The organism is Nocardioides sp. NPDC059952, assembly GCF_042730435.1.
GTDB lineage: Bacteria > Actinomycetota > Actinomycetes > Propionibacteriales > Nocardioidaceae > Nocardioides.
In genome coordinates, this window is record NZ_JBHWLY010000014.1 from 60240 (window position 1) to 81046 (window position 20807).

The following is a 20807-nucleotide window of genomic DNA, read 5'->3' on the forward strand; positions in this document are numbered from 1 at the left end:
GCCCACCTTAAAGCAAGTAACTAGTTAGTTGTCTTTTTCGGCGAGGAGTGCTTCACTGGCATAACCAACTCGTTAGTTACTTAGGAATGGTGCACTCATGTCTCCGACCTCCCCGAGCGCCGGTGCCCGTCACCGGGCGGTGGTCCTCATGGTGATCCTCGGCTGCCAGCTGATGATGACCCTCGACGCCTCGATCGTGACCACGGCGCTCACCCACATCAAGACGGAGCTCGGCTTCACCGACTCCTCGTTGTCGTGGATCCAGAACGCCTACGTCCTCGCCTTCGGGGGCCTCCTGCTGCTCGGCGCACGAGCCGGCGACCTGCTCGGTCGGCGCCGCGTGTTCATCGCCGGCACGGCGCTGTTCACGGCGGCCTCGCTCCTCGCCGGGCTCGCGCCGTCGGCCGAACTTCTCATCGCCGCCCGCACCCTGCAGGGGCTGGCGGCCGCGTTCGCGATCCCGTCCACGCTGGCGCTCCTGATCACCAGCTTCCCCGAGCCCGAGGAGCGCACCCGGGCGATCGCGATCTACAGCGCGGTGATCGGTGCCGGTGCGAGCGTCGGGATCATCGTCGGGGGAGTCTTCACCGAGTATCTCTCCTGGCGCTGGGGACTTTTGATCAACGTCCCGCTCGGCATCCTGGTTCTCGTCCTCGCGCCGCGTTTCCTGCCGGAGACCGAGCGTCAGTCCGGCCGCGTCGACCTCCTCGGCGCGCTCACCGTCACCCTCGGCATGTCGGCGCTGGTCTACGGTCTGGTCGAGGCCGCCGAGGTCGGCTGGGCCAGCACCCGCACCCTGCTCCCGCTGACCGCAGCCGTGGTCCTGCTCGTCGGCTTCGTGATCATCGAGCTGCGTGCCTCCCAGCCGATCGTGCCGCTCCGGCTCTTCTTCAGCGTGCAGCGCTCGGGGGCGTACGTGGGCCGGATCCTGATCGTCGGCGCGATGTTCTCGACGTTCTACTTCCTCTCGCAGTACCTCCAGAACGTACGGGGCCTCAGCCCGCTCGCCACCGGGCTCGCTTACATTCCGATGACGGGCATGTTCTTCGCCATGGTGTACGTCGTGCGCTGGGCCGCACCGAGGGTCAGCAAGCCGGTGCTGCTGCTGACCTCCCTGACCACTGCGGCGATCGGGATGGCCTGGCTGAGCCGGATCGACGCGACGACCACCGTGGCCTCGATCCTGCCGCCGCTGCTCGTGCTGGGCATCGGCCAGGGCATCGCGATCATCCTCCTCACCGACTTCGGGATGGCCGACGTCGACCAGGGCGATGCCGGCGCGGCCTCGGGCCTGGTCAACACGGCTCACCAGATCGGTGGCTCGATCGGGCTCGCGCTCCTCACCGTCGTCTACGGCAGCGCCGTGCACCACGACCCGGCACCGGGCACGGTCACCCAGGCCCATGGCTACGCGGCTGTCTTCGACGTCGCGACAGGCTTCTACGTCCTGGCCATGATCATCGCCGTCGTCATCCTTGCCGCCGGCCGGCGGCAAGCACGCCGCTCGGCCACGGTGCCGGTGCCCGTCGCTGCCGGCTGAGGGCGGGGTCCGCGGCCGGAGACGGCGACGTCACGGACGCACGGTCAGGCACTGCGTACTGACGCCGAAGGCGCCCTGCTCGTCATGGAGGACGGACGTGGTCACACCGGCGCCGGCCGGGCCGAAGGAGACGGTCGTGTCGAGGCCCAACCAGCCGGGAGCGGGAGCGCGGAACAGGTGCGCGGTCAGGTCGACGTTGGGGAAGCTGACGACCTTCGGGTCGACCCGGACGGCTACTCCGTTGGTGATGTCGAGCAGCCCGGCGACCTGTGCGAGCCGGCTCACCTCCTCGTCGGCGACGAGGGGGTGGGCCGTACGCACCCAGGACTGCGCCCGCCCCGGGCCGATGTCGTGGCGGCGCACCTCGACCGAGGCGATGAAGCCACCGCCCCACAGCGTGGTCATGTCCCAGGCGGGCACCTCGTCCGGCGTGGGCATCGGCAGGTGGTGCGTCCCCTCGAGCTCCGCGGTCGGGTAGCCGGCGGTGAGCCAGGCACGCAGGAGCACGACTGGTCGGCCGCCATGGCAGGCGCGCGCCTCGACGAGCTCGATCGTGCGCCCCGCGCGGAGCACGGTGACCTCGAGGTCGACCGGCTCCAGCGGGACGGTACCGAGGATGTCGTAGCCGATCCGGGTGATCTGGAGCCCGTCGTCACGGCGGGCGTCGCGGTCGCGTTCGACCTCGTGCGCGAGCACGCCCAGCAGGGTGGAGATGTGCTGCGTGTCCGGATCCCACGCCCCGCCGACGTGCTCGGTCGGGGTGAAGGTGTGCGGGCCGGTCCGGTGCCAGTAGACCATCCGGCGGCTCACAGGCCGAGCAGAGCGACGCTCTGCTCGCGCATGTCGATCTTGCGGACCTTGCCGGTCACCGTCATCGGGAACTCCTCGACGAGCAGCACGTAGCGGGGTGCCTTGTAGTGGGCGAGCTTGCCGCTGGCGAAGGCGCGGACGGCCTCGGCGTCCAGCGGCTCGGCGCCGGGACGCATCCTGATCCAGGCGCAGAGCTCCTCGCCGTACCGCTCGTCCGGGACGCCCACCACCTGGGCCTCGGCGATGTCGGGGTGGGTGAAGAGGAACTCCTCGATCTCGCGCGGGTAGATGTTCTCGCCGCCACGGATGACCATGTCCTTGATCCTTCCCACGACCACGCAGTAGCCGTCCTCGCGCATGACGGCCAGGTCGCCGGTGTGCATCCAGCCGTCGGCGTCGATCGCGTCGGCGGTCTTCGTCTCATCGTCCCAGTAGCCGAGCATGACCGAGTAGCCGCGGGTGCAGAACTCGCCCGCCGTCCCTCGCGGGACGACCTCACCGGTGGCCGGGTCGACGACCTTGATCTCGACGTGCGGGGCGGCCCTGCCGATCGTCTCGGTGCGGCGCTCGAGGTCGTCGTCGGTGCGGGTCTGGCAGGAGACCGGCGAGGTCTCGGTCATCCCGTACGCGATCGCGACCTCGCTCATGTGCATCTCGCTGACGCACCGCTTCATGACCTCGATCGGGCACAGTGCGCCGGCCATGATCCCGGTACGCAGCGTGGAGAGGTCGTAGGAGGCGAAGCCCGGGTCGTCCTGCATCGCGATGAACATCGTCGGCACGCCGTACAGCGCCGTGCACTTCTCGTCCTGGACCGTCCGCAGCGTCGTAGCCGGGTCGAAGCCAGGGCCCGGGATGACCATGGTCGCGCCGTGGGTGGTGCAGCCGAGGTTGGCCATCACCATGCCGAAGCAGTGGTAGAAGGGCACCGGGATGCACAGCCGGTCCTGCTCGGTGAAGTGGATCGTCTCGGTCACGAAGAAGCCGTTGTTCAAGATGTTGCGGTGCGACAGCGTCGCGCCCTTCGGGAACCCCGTGGTCCCGGAGGTGTACTGGATGTTGATCGCGTCGTCCGGGGCCAGCGCGTAGTCGACGTGGTCGGCCAGCCGCTCGCCACGGCCCGCGGCCAGCAGCGCATCCCACTGCGGCGTACCCAGGAAGACCGTCTGCTCGAGAGCGCCGCAGTCGCCCTCCACCTCGCCGACGAGCGAGACGTAGTCGCTGGTCTTGAACGCCTTGGCGCTGATCAGCAGCCGCACCCCGGACTGGTTGAGCGCGTAGGCGAGCTCGTGAGTGCGGTAGGCGGGGTTGATGTTGACCAGGATCGCGCCGATCTTGGCCGTGGCGAACTGGACCATCGTCCATTCGGCGCAGTTCGGAGCCCAGATGCCGACGCGGTCGCCCTTACCGATACCGGCCTTGCGAAGGCCGACCGCGAGGGCGTCCACGTCGGCGTCCAGCTCGGTGTAGGTCCAGCGCCGGCCGGTGGCGATCTCGACGAGCGCCTCACGGTCTCCATGACGGGCGACGGTGCGCTCGAAGTTGGCTCCGATCGTCTCCTCGAGCAGCGGTACGTCGATGTCGCCACGGGCCGACGATGCGGTGATGGATGAGGTCTCGGTCATGCCGCGAGCATGACCGAGACCGTGGTGGCAGCCACACCCCCGAAGGAGGGTGAGCGGGTGCCGGATCAGGCGAGCGCGGGCTCCGCGTCGAGCTCCACGCGGCTGGTCTCCTTGGCGATCAGCAGGCAGACGACGCTCAGCAGGGCCAGGGCGGTGAGGAAGTACGCGATGCCGTCGGTGCCCCATCGGGCCAGCAGGTCCTCGGCGATGACGAGCGGCACGGCGCCGCCGAGGATGCCCGCGATGTTGTAGCCGAGACCGGCGCCGGTGTAGCGGTACTTCGCCTGGAACATCTCGGGCAGGAACGCCGCGATCGGACCGTAGTTGAGGCCGAGCACGCACAGCAGCAGGCTGTTGCCCAGGGCGAAGCTCGCGAAGCTGCCCGGCTCCATGACCCCGAAGGCCAGCGGCCCGGCCACGATGCCGAAGGAGGCTCCCAGGAGCAGCACCGTCCGGCGGCCGAGCACGTCGGAGAGCCACGCGGAGGCGATGACCGTGATGCTCATCGCGAACGCGGCGACGATGACCCCGAGCAGAGCCTGGGTCATGCTCAGGCCGAGCGTGCCGACCGCGTGGGCGACCATGAAGCTCGCGCCGGTGTAGAAGGCGCCGAAGACGATCGCCATGATGCCGCCGCCGAGCAGCACCTGACGCCACTGGTCCCGGATGCAGCCGAGGAACGGCAGCGTGCTGCGGCTGCCCGCCGACTGCAGCTTCTTGAACGACGGGGTCTCGGCGACGTTCAGCCGGACCCAGAGACCGACGCCGACCAGGACGGCGCTCGCCAGGAACGGGATCCGCCAGCCCCAGGCCGCGAACGCGTCGGGCTCCATCAGCCGGAACGTGGTGAGCATGGCGCCGGCGGCGATGATCAGGCCGAGGCTGGGACCGAGCTGCGGGAACATGCTGTAGCGCCCGCGCTGGCCGTGCGCGGCGTACTCCGTGGTGAGGAGGGCCGCGCCGGCCCATTCGCCGCCGAGCGCGATGCCCTGCAGCGCTCGCAGGAGCACCAGGATCACCACGGCACCCTTGCCGATCGACTCCACGCTCGGGATGAGGCCGATCGCGAACGTCGAGGTGCCCATGATCAGCAACGTGGTGATCAGCGTGGCCTTGCGGCCGATCCGGTCGCCGTAATGGCCGAACAGGATCGCCCCGAGCGGCCGGAAGACGAACGCGACGCCGAAGGTCGCGATCGAGGCCAGGGTGCCCTCCGGACCACCCATGGACGGGAAGAAGATGGCGTTGAACACCAGGGCTGCTGCTAGCCCGTAGATGAGGAAGTCGTAGAACTCGATGGTGGTGCCGGTCAGTGACGCCGTCGCGACGCGGCGCATGGTGCGCCCGTCGACCTCGGCTCGGTTAGCCGCGATTTGGGCCATGATCGTGCCTCCTACTCGGATTGGTGAACCGAGTGTGGGACCGTCGTCACCTGCCCGATACCCCCGGACGAGTGCCCTCGAAAGAGGGGGTACGCCTCTTGTTGCCTGTGATGGTCGTCACTTACGCTCAACGCCATGAGCACCACCGCGATCGCCCCAGAGGCGCCTTACGACGGGTCCCGGATCGCCCAGACGCTGGCCTCCTTCCGGTCTGCGTCGGGGCTCGATCTGGCCTTCGGCGGTCCGGTGCGCGGTGACGGCACAGCCATCGACATCACCGCGACCTGCGGCGCCAAGGGCGTCTCGCTGCGCGGCCTGCGGGTCGTCAACGGGGAGGGCCTGGGCGGGAAGACCCTGCAGACCCGCCAGCCCGGCTCCGTCGACCACTACTACACCGCTCGAGGCATCACCCACCTCTACGACACCGCGGTCGCCCAGGAGCAGATCCAGACCGTCGCCGCCCTGCCGATCCTGGTCGACCGGGCCCCGCGGATGCTGATCTATCTCGCCTCCCGCTCGCGGCTGGGCCTCGGCGGCGTCTGGTTCGACTCGCTGCGTCCGCTCATCCGCACCCTCGAGCGCGAGATCCTGATCGACGACGAGGTCCGCAACCGGCTCTCCCGGCTGGCGCCCCCGCCGACACGAGCGCCGAGCCCGGTCGAGGCGGCCGCGAACCGCGACCTCGCCGAACGCCGGGAGATGGCGGCCGAGCTCACCGACCTGGCCGGCCAGGTGATCGACCCCGAGGTCCGCAGCCGCCTCGAGGCCATGGTCCGGCGGCTCACCGCCGCACCGGGGGAGAAGCCGACTCAGCTCGCTCCGGCCGTGCACCTCGCAGCGCGCGAGGTCGACGTCCTGCGACAGGTCGCCCTCGGGAACAGCAACCGGGAGGCCGCCGAGGCCCTCGGGATCGTGGAGAGCACGGTCAAGTCCTACCTCAAGAGCGCCACCCGCAAGCTCAACGCCAACAACCGCGTCCACGCCGTCCGGATGGCGCGTGAGGCCGGCCTGATCGACTGACGCCACCCGAGTCGGTCGTGCGGCGGGCCCTCTTACGGGGGTACCGCCGGGTGAGTCGGGTGCGCAGTATCACCGCATGACGCATGGGGACTCGGGCGACGTGTCGGAGAGGTGGCGGACCGCGTTGGCGGACGCCTTCGCGGGACTGCACTCGGAGCGGTTGCCACCCGGCCTGCAGGTCGTGCCCGGGCCGTTGGCCGGGGCGATCGAGCACGCGAGACTGGGGCGGGTCGACGCGTTCCGCGTCGGCGGCACCCCGCAGGTCGTACGCCGCACCCGACGCTCACTCGCGGACGTACCGGACGAGCCGTTCAAGGTGTGCATCCAGCGCCACGGGCGGTCCGTCGTCCGGCAGGGCGGCGCCGAGCTCGTACTGAGGCCCGGCGACATCGCGATCTACGACACCAGCCGCCCCTACGAGCTGCGCTTCGAGGAGACCTGGGAGTGCCTCGCCATGACGCTTCCGCGCCGGGCGCTGGCAGCCTCGGACGCCGTGGTCGAGCGGTCGATGTCGCACGGGTGGACTGCGTTCGACGGCAGGACCGGCGTTCTCGGGCATCTGCTGGGGAGTGCTGTCCGCCAGACACCCCAGGCCGGGGGAGCGACGCATCTGGGCGAAGCAGCCATCCAGCTGCTCTCGAGCCTGGTCGGCGGTGACGATCTGGTCGACCCGGGGGAGGCGCTCCGGGCCCGGATCATCGCCCACGTCGAGGCTCACGCCGCCGACCCGGACCTCGGCCACGACGCGGTGGCCGCCGCCCACGGACTCTCGCCGCGTAGCCTGCACCGTCTCTTCGAGAGCCAACCACGCTCCGCGATGGCGCACCTGCGGGAGTTCCGGCTGATGACGATCCGGGACGCGCTGCTCGACCCGGCCCATGCCGCTTACTCGACCGCGACAATCGCCTCCCGATGGGGATTTCCCGACCCGTCGCACTTCGCCCGCACCTTCAGGTCACGCTTCGGGGTCACTCCGGGCGCGCTGCGAAAAGACACTCTGACCTCGGTGTGAGCCGAATGCTCGAACTGGCGCGGAAAGTCAACGAAGTTGGCGTTCCATGGCGACACAGGTGTGACGCGGCGCACATAGCGTGACCAGGACCTTGACCGGACCTACGGAGGTAACCCCTTGTCAACACATCCCGAGACGTCATCGGGCCTGTCCGTATCGGGCCTCGCCGAGCACGAGCTCGGCCGCCGTCGCTTCGTCGGCTACCTCCTGGCCGCTGCCACCGTCACCGGCGCGGCCCAGCTCGGGATCGGTCTCGGCACCCCGGCCGCGGCAGTCGTCCCGGGGGTCCCGCAGCCGGCCGACCTCTACGACCTCAACGACCTGCTGACCGATGCCGCACGCCCCACCGCGAACTTGATCCAGGTCGTCGTCGACAAGGACGGCACCGCGTCCTTCGAGCTGCCTCGCGCAGAGGTCGGGCAGGGCATCACCACCTCGATCGCGATGCTGATCGCCGAGGAGCTCGACCTGCCCCTCAGCAAGGTCAACGTGACCTTGTCGAAGGCTCGCCCCGAGCTGATCTGGAACCAGATGACCGGCGGCTCCAACACGATCCATGCCATGTACACGCCCGTACGTGTGGCCGCCGCCATTGCTCGTGGCGCGCTGCTCGACGCCGCGGCGATCGCGCTCGCGCAGCCGCACGACACACTCTCCGTCTACGAGGGGGTGATCACCGCGCCCGGCGGTGCCTCCATCTCCTACGGCGAGCTCGCGACCTCTGCCGCGGCCTTGGTCACGAAGGTCGTCGACGTCGATCTCAAGCCGAAGTCCGACTTCTCGGTCATCGGCACTCCGCGGCGACGCAAGGATGCCCTGGACGCGGTCACCGGCACGAAGCAGTTCGCCATGGACCTCGATGTGCCGGGTGCCCTGCCCGCGATGGTCTGCCGCGCCCCCGAGCACAACGGCACCGTGCGATCGGTCCGCAACCAGAAGGACGTCGAGGCGATGCCGGGCGTGACGCACGTCGTCACCATCCCGACCGGGGTCGCCGTACGCGCCAAGACGTTCGGTCAGTGCATCAACGCCGTGCGTGCCCTCGACGTCGAGTGGAACCCCGGCTCGGTGAGCGGCAAGTCCGACGCCGACGTGCTCGAGCAGCTCCGCGGGATCGAGCGGCCGATGCTGGTGCCCGACGTCGACGAGCTGCTGGGCACGGTGACCGATGCGGTGGGTGGCCTGACCGGTGGGCTCGGCGCAGCGGACGTGAAGACGCTCGACACCGACTTCGTCTTCTACACCCGCAGCGGCTCGCCGTTGGAGACCAACTGCGCCGTCGCGGATGTCCGCGCCGACAAGGCGACGATCTGGGCGGGCTCGAAGACGCCGATCGTGGCTGCCGAGAGCATCGCGCTCGAGCTCGGTCTGCCCCCGACCGCGGTGACCTTCAACGTCGTGGAGTCCGGTGGATCGTTCGGCCGCAAGCTCTTCTGGGACGCCGCACAGGAGGCCGCCCTGATCTCGCAGAAGTGCCAGGCGCCGGTCCGGCTGATGTGGCACCGGGCCGACGAGCCGCGCCAGGGCCGCAACCACCCGATGGCGACCTCCCGGGTGCGTACGGTCTGGGCGGGGGACAACATCCTCGCCGTCGAGCAGCAGCACACCTGCACCGCCACCGACTACCGCCACGGCTTCGGCGAGATCCTGACCTCCTCGGCCATCTCGCTCCCGGCCGGGGTGAGCAACCTGGGCGTCTCGGAGACGATCTTCGTGACCTCTCAGCAGGTGCCGTACGACGTCGGCGTCACCACCCAGGGCCTCATGGAGACGACGAGCAAGGCGATCAACTCCGGCGCAGTGCGCAACGTCTACTCGCCCGACGTACGCACGGCGCTCGAGCTCACGATCGACCAGGTCGCCAAGAAGATGCGGCTGACTCCGGTCGCGTTCCGGCTGAAGTACGCCAAGGAGGACCGCCTGCGACGCGTCATCAAGCAGGTGGCGGCCGCCGGCAGCTGGGGCAGGTCGATGCCGGCCGGCACGGCCCAGGGGATCGCGGTCCACCAGGAGTACAAGGGCTACTCCGCCTGCCTCGTCGAGATCGACTGCCGTCCCGAGACCGTCAACCGCAAGATCTACAACGGCGTCACGGGTCCCCGGGTCACCAAGGTGACCTTCGCGATCGACTGCGGAGAGGTGATCAACCCCAAGGGTGTCGAGGCGCAGATGCAGGGCGGGATCATGGACGGCATCGCGCTCGCCCTGACGGCGAGCACCCACCTGGAGGACGGCCACTACCTCGAGGCCAGCTGGGACAACTACTTCTACACCCGCCAGTGGAACACCCCTCCCGACGTACGCGTGTTCGTGATGGACCCGGTCACCGACATCCCCGGCGGGGCGGGGGAGGCCGGCGTCGCCGCCTCGTTCGCGGCGGTGGCCTGTGCCTACGCCCGGGCGACGGGAAGCATGCCGACCTCGTTCCCGATCAACCATCACGACCCGATCGGCTTCGAGGTGAAGTCGTTCGTCCCGCCCGTGCCCGCGTCTCCGACCGACGGCCTCAGCCACACCTACTGACCGAAGACCGATCGAAAGGGATCGCTCATGCCCAACTACACCTTCAAGCTCAACGGGGAGAAGGTCACGGTCGACGTCGAGGACAGCGAGCGCCTGCTGTGGGTGCTGCGCGACGTCCTCGGCGTGCGTGGCCCCAAGTACGGCTGCGGCATCAACGTCTGCAAGGCCTGTACGTCCCACATCAACGGCAAGGCGTTCAACCCCTGCGCCACCCCGATCAGCGCCCTCGACGAGGACGACGAGATCACCACGATCGAGGGACTCGCCGGCTCCGTCGGCAAGGACCTGCACCCCATGCAGGAGGCCTGGCTCGACGCCGACGTCGCCCAGTGCGGCTATTGCCAGCCCGGCCAGATCATGGCCGCGGTCGCGACCGTCAACAAGACGCAGGCCGAAGGCCGCTCGGTCACCGACGCCGACATCGACGAGATCCGCAACATCTGCCGCTGCGGCACCTACGTACGGATCCGGGAGGCGATCAAGGCCGGCGCCGGCAAGATGGACTGACCCCTCGGCCCCGATCCTCGTCCCGTACGCTCGCGGGGTGGCCATCGTCGGAGTCATCGCCTGCGCCGCTGGTGGTGTGGAGCAACTCTGCGACGAGCTGGTCACCCCGTTGGTGGATGCCGGCCACCGGGTGCCGGTGACCCTGACGCCGACGGCGTTCAGCTGGCTCAGCGCGAACGGCGAGGCCGCCCGGATCGCGGCGCTGACTGGGTTCCCCGTGCGGGGACCGAGCCGCCTCCCGTGGGAGCCACGCACGCACCCGGAGCGGCTCGACGCCATCGTCGTCGCCCCCGCGACGTTCAACACCACTGCCAAGATCGCCCTGGGCCTGGCCGACAACCAGGCCCTCACCGTCGTCACCGAGTGCCTCTCGACGGTCCCTGTCGTGCTCTTCCCGCTCATCAATGCCGCCCACGCCGAGCACCCCGCCTGGCCGGCCCACGTGGCAGCCCTACGCAGCGCCGGCGTCGACCTCATCGAGGGCCCCGACCTCTGGCCCCTCCACCCGCCCCGCCAGATGCCACGCGACCAGAAGCTGCCATGGGGCCCGATCGTCGATGCCGCTCGGCGGGCGGTGGCTCGCGGTACGTCACCGACCTAGGACAGCTACGGTGCCTGCCGCAGTTCCTCCTACCGGTGATGGGCGTATCGCCTGGTCTTGTCGAGGAGTTTCTCGGCGAGCTTCCGAGTGGCCGCATGGTCGCTCACAGCGGTCTCGAGCAGAGTCCAGTGATTCGGGGTGCCGACGTCGTGAACCGCCACCGCCGTCGATGAGAAGGAGTTGTGAATCGATGTCGCGAGGCCACGAGCGGTGTCGGATACCGCAACATCAGGATGACCTGAAGCCAGAACTTGTAGCTGTAGACGAAGCTCTCCCTGTCGCCACTCGAGGTCACGAAGCTCCTGACTCCGAAGGTCAGGATCTGCTGTTCGTCCAGCGAGGCGTCGCGGATCAGCGATGCCGAGATAGTCGAGGACGGCACCTACCACGGCTCCATCCCGTTGCTGTTGCTCCTGCCGTCGACTGTGCGCCTGCGAACGTAGTGACATCCAGGTGCTGAGCCACGATCCGGCGAAGCCTCCGGCTCCACCGACGACGGCAACGGTGAGCGCGAACCAGGCCGAGTCTGTCATCGGGAGTCCTCCTTCACCCGACTCGAAGACAAGTCGCTATTCGCGTACGCGACAAGATCGAACGCTAGGCGGCGGCCCTCATCAGGAAACCGCTGCGTCGACGATGTCCCCTGAATTGGATACAGGCGTTGAGCGGTGGGTTCTCGGGGTTGTTGACGGCCGACGAACGTTGGTTTTCGTGCCGTATCCAGTCCCGCGTACGTCGCGCCGGCCATGAAATCGAATCGGCCCCCGGATCTGCGTTTCCGCTGATCAAGGGCCGGCCCGGTCGAGGTCTCCCGAGGATGGGGGTGACTATGATCTCGGGCTCGAAGTGCTCGGGCAGCGGCTGGAGCCCGATCGGGCGATTCTCCGGTGCCGGGTTGTCGAGCCTGACAGATGGTGTCGTCGCTGCGGATGCCAGGGCGCGGCCAGGGACACGGTGGTCCGGCGGTTGGCGCAGGAGCCGTTCGGTTGGCGGCCCACGGTGTTGGAGGTCAGCCTCCGCCGATACCGTTGTAACGCCGCCTCCGACGACCCGGAACGCGGACCGACGACGCGCCGCGAGCCGTCAGTCGCCGACGCTGCCGTCGATCATCTCGCGCAGGATGTCCGCGTGGCCCGCGTGCCGGGCGGTCTCCACGATCACGTGCAGGTACATCCACGTCAGCTCCCTGCCCCGCGGTGTGGTGACGGCGTGGTCGAGGCTGTGCTGGGCGGCGATCTCGCGGGAGCGGTCGCACGCCTCCTGGTAGGCGGCGATGACGTCGTCGAGCTTCTCGTTCGGTTCCAGCCGCAGGTCGGCCTCCGGGTCTGCGTCGGTCCATGGCGGCGTGGGCAGCTCCGCGGCGGGGATCTGCCCGATCTGCTGGGCGAACCCGCCCAGTTCCACCCACCGCAGGTGTTTGATCAGGCCGCCGAGGTTGGTGCCGGTCGGCACCGGGCTGCGCCGGGCGTCCTCCTCCGACACCCCACGGGCCTTGCGCACGACGGCGTCGCGCAGGTAATCCAGGTACGTCTCGAGTTGTTCCCGCTCGCTGGCGGCGAGCACGCTGCCAAGGATCTCACCGGGTCTAGTCATGGCCGGAACGTAGCACGCGGGCCGACCCTCGCACCGGGGCTATTTTTGGGCTCTTCGCAGTCGCAATTGAGGGTGTAGTCCGGTCGGCGCGTCGGTGGCCGGGTAGGGGTCGAAGCCACCTGGGGCATCTCCCAGCGCATGATCGCCGCCTACCGTGAGCCCGACCGAACCCGGGGCCGCGAGCTGATGAGGCAGTTGATCGAGTCGATCAGTCGAGGCGTCCCCAGCCCGTTCAGCGAGATCATCACGCTCGGGCGCATCTTGACCAAGCGCGCCGCCGACGTGCTCGCCTACTTCGACCGGCCCGGCACATCCAACGGCCCCACCGAAGCGATCAACGGCCGCCTCGAATCGAGAGGGAGGTGAGACCAAGACCCGCAAGTCCAAGCGAACTCTTGCGCTTCCGAGGCAGGTGGCCGCCGTGCTCCATGAGCACCGGGTGAGGCACGTCAGTTGGAAGCGGCTCGCCGGATCCGACTGGGTCGAGAACGACCACGTGTTCACGACGACTGTCGGCACAGCGTTGGACGCCGCGAACGTTCGTCGCAGCTTCCGCCGCGCGCTTGCAAAGGTCGAGGGGATCGAACCGAAGGAGTGGACCCCGCGCGAGTTGCGGCACTCGTTCGTCTCGCTGCTATCTGAGTACGGCGTATCTGTCGAGGAGATCGCCCGCCTGGTCGGCCACACCGGAGGGAGCAAGGTCACCGAACTCATCTACCGCCACGAGCTGCGGCCGGTGATGGAAACTGGGGCTCAGGCGATGGACGTCCTGTTCGGCGACTCGGTCGAGAGGAAGAAGAAGGAAGAGCGTCCCGAGGCCAGCTAGTCAGGCACTTTGTCAGGCACTGTCGAACGCGCATTCTACGAGCCAAATTGAACCGGCCCCTGATCTGCTTTTCTGCAGGTCAGGGGCCGGTTGCTGTGGTGGACGATACTGGGTTTGAACCAGTGACCTCTTCCGTGTCAAGGAAGCGCGCTACCGCTGCGCCAATCGTCCGGGTTTGTTCAGTTTATATCAGGGTGGTGCTTCGAGGTGGGTACGGGATTTGAACCCGTGTACACGGATTTGCAGTCCGTTGCCTCGCCTCTCGGCCAACCCACCGCTGGAGGCAATGCCTCCGGTGGAGACCTACTCCGAGCGGACGACGAGGCTCGAACTCGCGACCTCAACCTTGGCAAGGTTGCGCTCTACCAACTGAGCTACGTCCGCTTGTGCTTCCGGCCCGGTTTCCCGTGCCCTTGGCGACGAGAAGAACATTAACGGAGCCGCTGTCGGGGGACAAATCGGGGGTCACCTTCGTGTCATTCACCAGCAGCCTCATCAGTCCCATCGGCGAGCATTCCGGCCCCTGACCAGGGACGTCTTAGAGTTGCCGCATGCGCGCGTGGATCGATGGTCAGCTTCTCGACAACCCGGCCGCCCCGGCGGTCTCCATCAAAGACCACGGTCTGGTGGTCGGCGACGGCGTCTTCGAGACGCTCAAGGTGATCGAGGACCAGCCGTTCGCGCTCGCCCTCCACCTCGACCGCCTGGAGCGGTCGGCAACCGGCCTCGGCCTGCCCACCCTCGACCGCGGGCTCATCACCAAGGGTGTCGAGGCCGTGCTGGGCGCGGCCCCGACGGCGTACGGGCGTCTTCGGATCACCGTCACGGGCGGGCCGGCGCCGTTCGGCTCCGGTCGCGTGGACGTCGCGCCGACGGTCATCATCGGCCTCGAGGACGCCGCCCCCAACCCGGACGAGACCAAGGTCGTCAGCGTGCCGTGGCGCCGCAACGAGCACGGTGCGACGACCGGCCTGAAGACGACGTCGTACGCCGAGAACGTCATCGCCCTGGCCGAGGCCCGCAAGCACGGGGCCAGCGAGGCGATCTTCGCCAACACCGTGGGCGACCTGTGCGAGGGCACGGGCAGCAACGTCTTCTACGTGCTCGACGGCACGCTCAAGACCCCGACGCTCTCCAGCGGCCCGCTGGCCGGGATCACCCGTGCCCTGGTGCTGGAGTGGTTCGGTGCGGAGGAGACCGACGAGCCGCTGGACGAGGTCGAGGAGTACGCCACGGAGGCCTTCCTCACCTCCAGCCTGCGCGACGTCCAGGCCGTGACCGAGTGGGGCGCGCGCACGCTCCCGCACGGCCCGGTCACCCGGGCGGCGCAGGAGGCGTGGCGTACGAACGAGCCGAGCCTTCTCGGCCTCTGAACAGACCTCGGCAGAGCTAGCCCGTGAAGAGCTGCGCCGCCCGGCGCAGCGTCTCGATGACGCCGTAGGCCAGCGGGATCCCGACCAGGGCCCAGGCACCTGCGATCTTGGCCTTCATGCTGCGCTCCTCTCGGTCTCGGTGGAGTCGGCGGACTTCGGCTCGTGGAACCGGTCGGGGACCTGGTGCACCAGGAGGTTGGCGATGAAGCCGACCGCCAGGACGCCGACCATGGTCAGCAGCGCGGGCCGGTAGGCGGCCGCGGTGAGCGTGCCGGGTTCACCCTGCGCGTCGAGGAAGGCGTTGATGATGAGCGGTCCGGCGATGCCGGCAGCCGACCAGGCGGTCAGTAGCCGGCCATGGATGGCGCCGACCTGGAAGGTGCCGAAGAGGTCGCGCAGGTAGGCCGGAACGGTCGCGAAGCCGCCACCGTAGAAGGACAGGATCACGACGGCGAGCAGCACGAACAGCGCCATCGAGGTGTCCCCGACGGTCGCCAGCAGCAGATAGAGCACCAGTCCGACCCCGAGATACATCATGTAGATCGGCTTGCGACCGACGACGTCGGAGGTCGAGGACCAGATGAACCGGCCGCTCATGTTGGCGATCGAGAGCAGCCCGACGAAGCCGCCGGCCGCGACCGCGCTGACCGTGGAGACTCCGTCGGTGCGGAAGAAGTCCTGGATCATCGGGGCCGCCTGCTCGAGGATGCCGATGCCCGCGGTGACGTTGCAGAAGAGGACGATCCACACCAGCCAGAAGGACCGCGTCCTGATCGCGTTGTTGGCCGAGACGCTGGCCGTGGTGACGAGCTTCTTCTGCTTCACGCTGGCCGGGTCCCAGCCCGCCGGCGTCCAGCCCTCGGGTGGGACGCGGACGGTGGCCGCGCCGAAGGACATGAAGATCAGGTAGACCACGCCGAGGGTCACGAAGAGCATCATCACCGCGTGGCCGTCGGGAACGGTGCTGGCGTCACCGGTGTAGGACGGGTCGTAGAGCTCCAGCAGCCGACCGCTCAGCGGGCTGGCGATCATCGCGCCACCACCGAAGCCCATGATCGCCATGCCCGTGGCCAGGCCCGGCCGGTCCGGGAACCATTTGATCAGCGTGGAGACGGGGGAGATGTAGCCGATCCCGAGTCCGATGCCGCCGATGACGCCGTAGCCGAGGTAGACCAGCCACAGCTGGCCGGTGCCGATGCCCAGGGCGCCGACGAAGAAGCCGGACGACCAGAAGACCGCGGCTGCGGTCATCGCGGCACGCGGTCCGTTGCGGTCGACCCAGGTGCCCATCACCGCGGCCGAGAGGCCGAGCATGACGATCGCGATCGAGAAGATCACCCCGATCGCGGTCTGGCTCGTGTCGAAGTGCTCGACCAGGGCGGTCTTGTAGACGCTGGTGGCGTACACCTGGCCGATGCAGAGATGGACGGCGAGGGCGGCGGGTGGGATGAGCCAGCGGCTGAAGCCGGGACCGGCCACCGTTCGCTCGCGAGAAAGGAAAGCTGGCAGCACTGTGACCTCCGAGGGGTGCGGGTGACGCACATCACTACCACAGTTGATGTGGCAACGGCGAGGGCTCGCTTCCGGCCAGCAAAAGGCACGAACCCTCCAGCCCCGGGAATCCGGGACGGGAGGGTTCGTGAACGAATGAGCAGGCGGGCGGAGTGCCTACTCAGCGTCGAAGGAGCTGCCCAGCAGGTCTGCGATCAGCGCATCGAGATCGAGGTGCTGGCTCTCGGAGCCGACCGGAACGGCCGAGAAGGACTTGCCGAGGAACATCTGCACCTCGCGCGAGTCGGCGGTCGCGATCAGGCGGCCGTCGGGGGAGCTGAAGTCGAAGACCGCGACGGCCTTGGCGTCCTCGTCGATGCTGGGATAGATCTTCACGTCGCCCTCGCCGGCGGGGGCGGCCAGCCCCTGCAGCATCAGTGTGCGGGACACGACCCACTCGACGTCGCCCGTGCCGGAGTGGAAGGTCAGGCTCACTGCGTACGGGTCGTTCTCGCGGTAGCCGAGGGTCGTCGGCACGTCCACCGTGCGGCCCCACGGGTCGAGGCAGGAGATCTTGATGTCTTGCTGCACTGCCGGGTGCTTGATGTCGCTCATTCGTCCGCTCCTTGTTCGTGGTCTTGCCAAGGAGACGGAGACGTACGCGGCAGATGATGCCGTTTCTACGAACTTTCTGAATCGAGTTGCGGAGACCTGTGTCACACCCGCGCGAGCGCGGCTTCCAGGCGGGCGACGGGGGAGGCGAGGTTGTAGGTCGCGGCCAGCTCGTGCAGCCGGTCCGAGTCGGCCGGAGTGCCGGGCAGGGCGGTGCCGCTTCGGTCCAGCGGGATGTCCCGGGCGACCGCCACGACCTTCGGTGCCACCGCCAGATACGGGGCCGCGTCGATGAACTTCTGCCGCTGCGCCTTGGTGATCGGGGTGGTCGGGTCGGCGACCGCGGCGATGATCCCCTCCAGGTCCCCGTACTGCTCGAGGAGCTTGGCGGCGGTCTTCTCGCCGACGCCCTTCACGCCCGGCAGCCCGTCGGAGGTGTCGCCACGCATCGTGGCGAAGTCGGCGTACTGCGCGGCACTGATGCCGTACTTGGCCAGCACCCACTTCTCGTCGACCAGATCCGGGTCGCTCACGCCCCGGGTCGGGTAGAGGATGCGTACGCCGGCAGCGTCATCGACGAGCTGGAACAGGTCGCGGTCGCCGGTGACGACGTCGACCGGCATCCCCGCGCCGGTCGCGAGGGTGCCGATCACGTCGTCGGCCTCATAGCCGTCGGCGCCGATGACGCAGATCCCGGCTGCGGCGAGCACCTCGCGGATGATCGGCACCTGCACCTGCAGCGGGTCCGGGACCTCCTCGACGTCGGGGGCGGTCTCGACCTCCTCCACCACCCGGTGCGCCTTGTAGGAGGGGATCAGGTCGACCCGCCACTGCGGGCGCCAGTCGTTGTCCCAGCAGCACACCAGGTCGGTGGGGGAGTAGTCGTTGACCAGCCGGGTGATGAACTCCAGCAGGCCGCGGACGGCGTTGACCGGAGTGCCGTCCTCGGCTCGGATGTCGGGCACGCCGAAGAAGGCGCGGAAGTAGAGCGAGGCGGTGTCCAGCAGGAGCATTCGAGGTTCGGCCACGGGTGAAGCCTAATGAATCGCCCTCGTGGTGTCGGTCGGGTCGGAGGAAAGTCGCTGGGCGAGCCAGATCGGCGCGACCGAGACGACGATCATGACGACCGCGACCACGTTGACGATCGGCGCCTGACCGGGCCGGAACAGGTTGGTCAGGATCCAGACCGGCAGCGTGGTGACACCAGGTCCGGCGGCGAACGTCGTCACGATGATCTCGTCGAAGCTGAGCGCGAACGCCAGCAGCCCTCCGGCCAGCAGCGCCGAGCGCAGCTGGGGGAGCGTGACCAGCCGGAACGTGGTCCACATCCCCGCCCCCAGGTCGGCCGAGGCCTCCTCGAGGTTGCCGCCCATCCGCCCCAACCGCGCCTGCACGTTGTTGAAGACGGTCACGATGCAGAAGGTCGCGTGCGCCACCACGAGCGTGAAGAACCCCAGGCGTACGCCGAGGATCGACGAGAACGCGTTGGACAGCGCGATCCCGGTGACGATGCCTGGGAGGGCGATCGGGAGCACCACCAGCAGGTTCACGGACTGCTTCCCGAAGAAGGAGTAGCGCTGCATCGCCAGGCCGAGCAGCGTGCCGAGGAGGAGAGCCATGGCGGTCGCGCACGCGGCCACCGTCAGTGAGGTGAGGATCGCGTCGTGGGCTCCCGGGTTGACCGCGGCGCGCTGCCACCACTCGGTGGTGAAGCCGCTGGGCGGCCAGGTCAGCGCCTGGGAGGTGTTGAACGAGTTCACCACGACCAGGGCGAGCGGTGCGTAGAGCATGGCGAGCACCAGGCCGGTGAACACGGCAAGCAGGCGCCGCGTCGATCTCGAGATGGTCATAGGTTCTCCAGAGCTCCGGTGCGGCGTACCAACGCCAGGTAGATCATGATCACGAAGATCGGGATCAGTGCGATCGCGGCGGCCAGCGGCAGGTTGGACCCCGAGTTGATGAAGACGAGGTTGCCGAGCATCTGGTTCGCGCCGCCGACGATGTTGACCGTGATGTAGTCGCCCATGGTCAGCGAGAACGCGAAGATCGAGCCCGCGACCAGGCCCGGGACCACCAGCGGCAGCACCACCGTGCGGAACGTCAGCGCCGGCCGGGCACCGAGGTCGCCGGCGGCGTCGAGCAGCGAGTCCGGGACACGTTCATAGGCTGCGTAGACCGGCAGGACGACGTACGGGAGCCAGATGTACGCCTGGGTGAGCACGATCGCGGTGAGGCCGAATCCCGGCGTGCCGAGACCGACCAGGCCGCCGGCCCAGTCCAGCAGCCCGTCGTTGGACAGCAGCGAGCGCCAGGCGAGCGCCTTGACCAGGTAGGACGCCCACAGCGGCATCAGGAAGGCGATCACCAGCAGATGGCGTGAGCGCCGCGAGGCGACCTTGGCCATGTAGAAGCCGACCGGGAGCGCGATCAGGCAGTCGATGAGCGTCACCAGGAGGGCCACCCCGATGGTGCGCAGGGTGACGGTCCGGTAGAGCGCCTGGCCGGTGATCTCGCGGATGTTGTCGAGGGTGAAGGTGCGCTCGAGCTCGTTGGTGAAGGAGTCGATGGTCCAGAAGGCCGTCACCAGCAACGCGGCGAGGGCGACGACGTAGACGAGCACCAGCCAGGTGAGGGGTGCGGCCAGCAGGAGGCCGAGGCGGATCCCCGGCCTCCTGCTGAGCGTGCTGCTGACAGAGGTCAAGGTCAGCCCTTGATCTCTGCCCAGGCCTTGGTCCAGTCCTGGTAGTCGGTGCACTTCACGTCGGTCCGGCCGTCCAGGCACTTCTCGATCGGCGTGTTCCAGAACCAGATCTGCTCGGCGTACTCCTCATCGCCGGCGTGGAAGGTCTCGCAGTGCCCCTCGGAGGCGAACTCGCAGGCCTTGTCCGAGTTGGGCGCCTCGCCGAAGTACTCCGTCGCCTGGGCGTTGACCTCCGGGTCGGCGATGTGGTTGAGCCAGGCGTAGGCGCAGTTGGGCGACTTCGCCTCCGAGGAGATCATCCAGGTGTCGTTCCACCCGGTCGCCCCCTCGGAGGGGAGGATCGCCTCGACCGGGGCCTTCTTCGGGTCGATCAGGTTGGCGATCACCTGCCAGGTGGTGCCGACCACGGTGTCGCCGGTCTCGAACGAGGCCTGCGTCTTGGTGTAGTCGGACCAGTACTCACCGACGGAGGCCCGCTGGGTCTTGAGCAGGTCGACGGCAGCGGCGAGCTGCTTCTCGTCGAGCGAGTAGGGGTTCTCGATCCCCAGGTCCGGCTGGTGCGCCATCAGGTAGACCGCGGCGTCGGCGATGTAGATCGGCGAGTCGTACGCGGTGACCTGGCCCTTGTGCTTCGGCGCGTCCTCGAAGACCGCCTTCCACGAGGTCGGAGCGGGGGTCACGTCGTCGGTGTTGTACATCAGCAGGTTGGCGCCGTAGCCGTGCGGGATGCCGTAGTTCTTGTCGTCCACGGTGTTCCACTCGCGGTCCTTGAGGAAGTCGTAGATGCCCTCGTAGTTCGGGATCAGGTCGGTGTTGACCTCGGCCGCCTCGCCCGCCGCGATCATGCGCAGGGTGAGGTCGCCGGAGGCGGCCACGACGTCGTACTCGCCCGACTTGGCCAGGTTGAAGGCCTCGTCGGAGGTGCCGTACACCTTCGCGGTGACCTGACAGCCGGTCTCCTCCTCGAAGCTGGAGACCCAGTCGACCTCGGGGTCGGTCGAGCCGTCCTCGACGTAGCCGGGCCAGGCCAGGATCGAGACCTCGCCCTCGTTCTCGCCGAGCTCCTCGACCGCGCCGGTCGAGGAGTCGCCGCTGTCACCGCCGCAGGCACTCAGCGTGATCAGGGACAGGGCCGCGAGAGCGCCGCCGATGGTGCGCCTGGCGGCGTGTGTGGTTGGGATGTTTCGCATG

18 protein-coding genes, 3 tRNA genes and 3 pseudogenes are annotated in these 20807 nt (G+C 68.5%); 10 read left to right on the forward strand and 14 right to left on the reverse strand.

The features are described 5' to 3' along the window. Nucleotides 1–97 precede the first annotated feature (97 nt). Nucleotides 98–1540, forward strand: coding sequence for an MFS transporter (locus ACFV9G_RS09115; protein WP_378726962.1), 1443 nt, complete (start codon nucleotides 98–100; stop codon nucleotides 1538–1540). Nucleotides 1541–1570: 30 nt separating this feature from the next. On the opposite strand, the gene ACFV9G_RS09120 is transcribed toward ACFV9G_RS09115, so the two are convergent. The 3 genes from ACFV9G_RS09120 to ACFV9G_RS09130 all read right to left on the reverse strand — a co-directional run bounded on the left by ACFV9G_RS09120 (nucleotide 1571) and on the right by ACFV9G_RS09130 (nucleotide 5357). Further along, a complete protein-coding gene (locus tag ACFV9G_RS09120; RefSeq protein ID WP_378726964.1) occupies nucleotides 1571–2350 on the reverse strand; it encodes a thioesterase family protein in 780 nt (259 codons plus the stop codon). Continuing rightward, a complete protein-coding gene (locus tag ACFV9G_RS09125) occupies nucleotides 2347–3975 on the reverse strand; it encodes an AMP-binding protein (protein WP_378726966.1) in 1629 nt (542 codons plus the stop codon). Before ACFV9G_RS09125 ends, ACFV9G_RS09120 begins: the two co-directional genes overlap by 4 nt. Nucleotides 3976–4040: 65 nt before the next feature. Next, complete coding sequence (locus ACFV9G_RS09130) at nucleotides 4041–5357, reverse strand: MFS transporter (protein ID WP_378726968.1); 1317 nt, start codon at nucleotides 5355–5357, stop codon at nucleotides 4041–4043. A 135-nt stretch (nucleotides 5358–5492) separates the two neighbouring features. Here ACFV9G_RS09130 and ACFV9G_RS09135 point away from each other — a divergent pair, with 135 nt between their 5' ends. From ACFV9G_RS09135 to ACFV9G_RS09155, 5 genes are all read left to right on the forward strand, one after another. Then, complete coding sequence (locus ACFV9G_RS09135) at nucleotides 5493–6377, forward strand: response regulator transcription factor (protein WP_378726970.1); 885 nt, start codon at nucleotides 5493–5495, stop codon at nucleotides 6375–6377. A 76-nt stretch (nucleotides 6378–6453) separates the two neighbouring features. Next, entirely contained in the window at nucleotides 6454–7389 is a 936-nt protein-coding gene (locus ACFV9G_RS09140) for a helix-turn-helix domain-containing protein (RefSeq protein WP_378726972.1), read from the forward strand. Between the two features lie 117 nt (nucleotides 7390–7506). Next, nucleotides 7507–9912 carry a molybdopterin cofactor-binding domain-containing protein gene (locus tag ACFV9G_RS09145; protein WP_378726974.1) on the forward strand — a complete coding sequence of 802 codons (2406 nt, stop codon included), beginning with the start codon at nucleotides 7507–7509 and terminating at the stop codon, nucleotides 9910–9912. A 27-nt stretch (nucleotides 9913–9939) separates the two neighbouring features. After that, complete coding sequence (locus tag ACFV9G_RS09150) at nucleotides 9940–10419, forward strand: (2Fe-2S)-binding protein (protein ID WP_378726976.1); 480 nt, start codon at nucleotides 9940–9942, stop codon at nucleotides 10417–10419. 37 nt (nucleotides 10420–10456) lie between these two features. After that, nucleotides 10457–11020, forward strand: a complete 564-nt coding sequence (locus tag ACFV9G_RS09155; RefSeq protein ID WP_378726978.1) for a flavoprotein — start codon at nucleotides 10457–10459, stop codon at nucleotides 11018–11020. Between the two features lie 29 nt (nucleotides 11021–11049). Here the strand turns inward: ACFV9G_RS09155 and ACFV9G_RS09160 are convergent, their stop codons facing one another. Continuing rightward, nucleotides 11050–11553, reverse strand: a complete 504-nt coding sequence (locus ACFV9G_RS09160) for a hypothetical protein (protein ID WP_378726980.1) — start codon at nucleotides 11551–11553, stop codon at nucleotides 11050–11052. 298 nt (nucleotides 11554–11851) lie between these two features. Here ACFV9G_RS09160 and ACFV9G_RS09165 point away from each other — a divergent pair. Then, a pseudogene (locus ACFV9G_RS09165) lies at nucleotides 11852–12056 on the forward strand (ISL3 family transposase); the annotation flags it as partial. Between the two features lie 47 nt (nucleotides 12057–12103). Here the strand turns inward: ACFV9G_RS09165 and ACFV9G_RS09170 are convergent. Further along, complete coding sequence (locus tag ACFV9G_RS09170; protein ID WP_378726982.1) at nucleotides 12104–12613, reverse strand: DinB family protein; 510 nt, start codon at nucleotides 12611–12613, stop codon at nucleotides 12104–12106. Between the two features lie 102 nt (nucleotides 12614–12715). On the opposite strand from ACFV9G_RS09170, the pseudogene ACFV9G_RS09175 reads away from it, so the two are divergent. Then, a pseudogene (locus tag ACFV9G_RS09175) lies at nucleotides 12716–12964 on the forward strand (transposase); the annotation flags it as partial. A gap of 28 nt (nucleotides 12965–12992) precedes the next feature. Next, nucleotides 12993–13439, forward strand: a pseudogene (locus ACFV9G_RS09180) (tyrosine-type recombinase/integrase); the annotation flags it as partial. A gap of 96 nt (nucleotides 13440–13535) precedes the next feature. On the opposite strand, the gene ACFV9G_RS09185 reads toward ACFV9G_RS09180, so the two are convergent. From ACFV9G_RS09185 to ACFV9G_RS09195, 3 genes are all read right to left on the reverse strand, one after another. Then, nucleotides 13536–13610, reverse strand: a tRNA-Val gene (locus ACFV9G_RS09185). 34 nt (nucleotides 13611–13644) lie between these two features. Then, nucleotides 13645–13715: transfer RNA gene (locus ACFV9G_RS09190), tRNA-Cys, on the reverse strand. A 35-nt stretch (nucleotides 13716–13750) separates the two neighbouring features. Beyond that, nucleotides 13751–13823, reverse strand: a tRNA-Gly gene (locus ACFV9G_RS09195). Nucleotides 13824–13990: 167 nt separating this feature from the next. Between ACFV9G_RS09195 and ACFV9G_RS09200 the strand changes: the two genes are divergently transcribed. Next, nucleotides 13991–14812 (forward strand): aminotransferase class IV, encoded by an 822-nt coding sequence (locus tag ACFV9G_RS09200; protein ID WP_378726984.1) that lies wholly within the window; start codon nucleotides 13991–13993, stop codon nucleotides 14810–14812. Between the two features lie 114 nt (nucleotides 14813–14926). Here ACFV9G_RS09200 and ACFV9G_RS09205 read toward each other — a convergent pair whose 3' ends face one another. From ACFV9G_RS09205 to ACFV9G_RS09230, 6 genes are all read right to left on the reverse strand, one after another. Then, nucleotides 14927–16291: an OFA family MFS transporter gene (locus ACFV9G_RS09205; RefSeq protein WP_378726986.1), complete on the reverse strand. Its 1365-nt coding sequence runs from the start codon at nucleotides 16289–16291 to the stop codon at nucleotides 14927–14929. Nucleotides 16292–16480: 189 nt separating this feature from the next. Next, nucleotides 16481–16918: an SsgA family sporulation/cell division regulator gene (locus tag ACFV9G_RS09210; RefSeq protein ID WP_378726988.1), complete on the reverse strand. Its 438-nt coding sequence runs from the start codon at nucleotides 16916–16918 to the stop codon at nucleotides 16481–16483. A 101-nt stretch (nucleotides 16919–17019) separates the two neighbouring features. Continuing rightward, nucleotides 17020–17928, reverse strand: a complete 909-nt coding sequence (locus ACFV9G_RS09215; protein WP_378727019.1) for a 5'-3' exonuclease H3TH domain-containing protein — start codon at nucleotides 17926–17928, stop codon at nucleotides 17020–17022. Nucleotides 17929–17952: 24 nt separating this feature from the next. Continuing rightward, nucleotides 17953–18765, reverse strand: coding sequence for an ABC transporter permease (locus tag ACFV9G_RS09220; protein WP_378726990.1), 813 nt, complete (start codon nucleotides 18763–18765; stop codon nucleotides 17953–17955). Next, on the reverse strand, nucleotides 18762–19616 hold the full coding sequence (locus ACFV9G_RS09225) for an ABC transporter permease (RefSeq protein ID WP_378726992.1): 855 nt from the start codon (nucleotides 19614–19616) through the stop codon (nucleotides 18762–18764). The genes ACFV9G_RS09220 and ACFV9G_RS09225 overlap by 4 nt, the downstream gene beginning before the upstream one ends. Before the next feature lie 2 nt (nucleotides 19617–19618). Further along, nucleotides 19619–20806, reverse strand: a complete 1188-nt coding sequence (locus tag ACFV9G_RS09230; RefSeq protein ID WP_378726995.1) for an ABC transporter substrate-binding protein — start codon at nucleotides 20804–20806, stop codon at nucleotides 19619–19621. Between the last annotated feature and the right edge of the window lies 1 nt (nucleotide 20807).

Coding starts and splice junctions, on each gene's coding strand:
- ACFV9G_RS09170 (WP_378726982.1), bottom strand. CDS start 12,613: ATGACTAGACCCGGTGAGATCCTTGGCAGCGTGCTCGCCGCCAGCGAG.
- ACFV9G_RS09220 (WP_378726990.1), bottom strand. CDS start 18,765: ATGACCATCTCGAGATCGACGCGGCGCCTGCTTGCCGTGTTCACCGGC.
- ACFV9G_RS09200 (WP_378726984.1), top strand. CDS start 13,991: ATGCGCGCGTGGATCGATGGTCAGCTTCTCGACAACCCGGCCGCCCCG.
- ACFV9G_RS09130 (WP_378726968.1), bottom strand. CDS start 5,357: ATGGCCCAAATCGCGGCTAACCGAGCCGAGGTCGACGGGCGCACCATG.
- ACFV9G_RS09135 (WP_378726970.1), top strand. CDS start 5,493: ATGAGCACCACCGCGATCGCCCCAGAGGCGCCTTACGACGGGTCCCGG.
- ACFV9G_RS09115 (WP_378726962.1), top strand. CDS start 98: ATGTCTCCGACCTCCCCGAGCGCCGGTGCCCGTCACCGGGCGGTGGTC.
- ACFV9G_RS09160 (WP_378726980.1), bottom strand. CDS start 11,553: ATGACAGACTCGGCCTGGTTCGCGCTCACCGTTGCCGTCGTCGGTGGA.
- ACFV9G_RS09230 (WP_378726995.1), bottom strand. CDS start 20,806: ATGCGAAACATCCCAACCACACACGCCGCCAGGCGCACCATCGGCGGC.
- ACFV9G_RS09150 (WP_378726976.1), top strand. CDS start 9,940: ATGCCCAACTACACCTTCAAGCTCAACGGGGAGAAGGTCACGGTCGAC.
- ACFV9G_RS09125 (WP_378726966.1), bottom strand. CDS start 3,975: ATGACCGAGACCTCATCCATCACCGCATCGTCGGCCCGTGGCGACATC.
- ACFV9G_RS09210 (WP_378726988.1), bottom strand. CDS start 16,918: ATGAGCGACATCAAGCACCCGGCAGTGCAGCAAGACATCAAGATCTCC.
- ACFV9G_RS09215 (WP_378727019.1), bottom strand. CDS start 17,928: ATGCTCCTGCTGGACACCGCCTCGCTCTACTTCCGCGCCTTCTTCGGC.
- ACFV9G_RS09140 (WP_378726972.1), top strand. CDS start 6,454: ATGACGCATGGGGACTCGGGCGACGTGTCGGAGAGGTGGCGGACCGCG.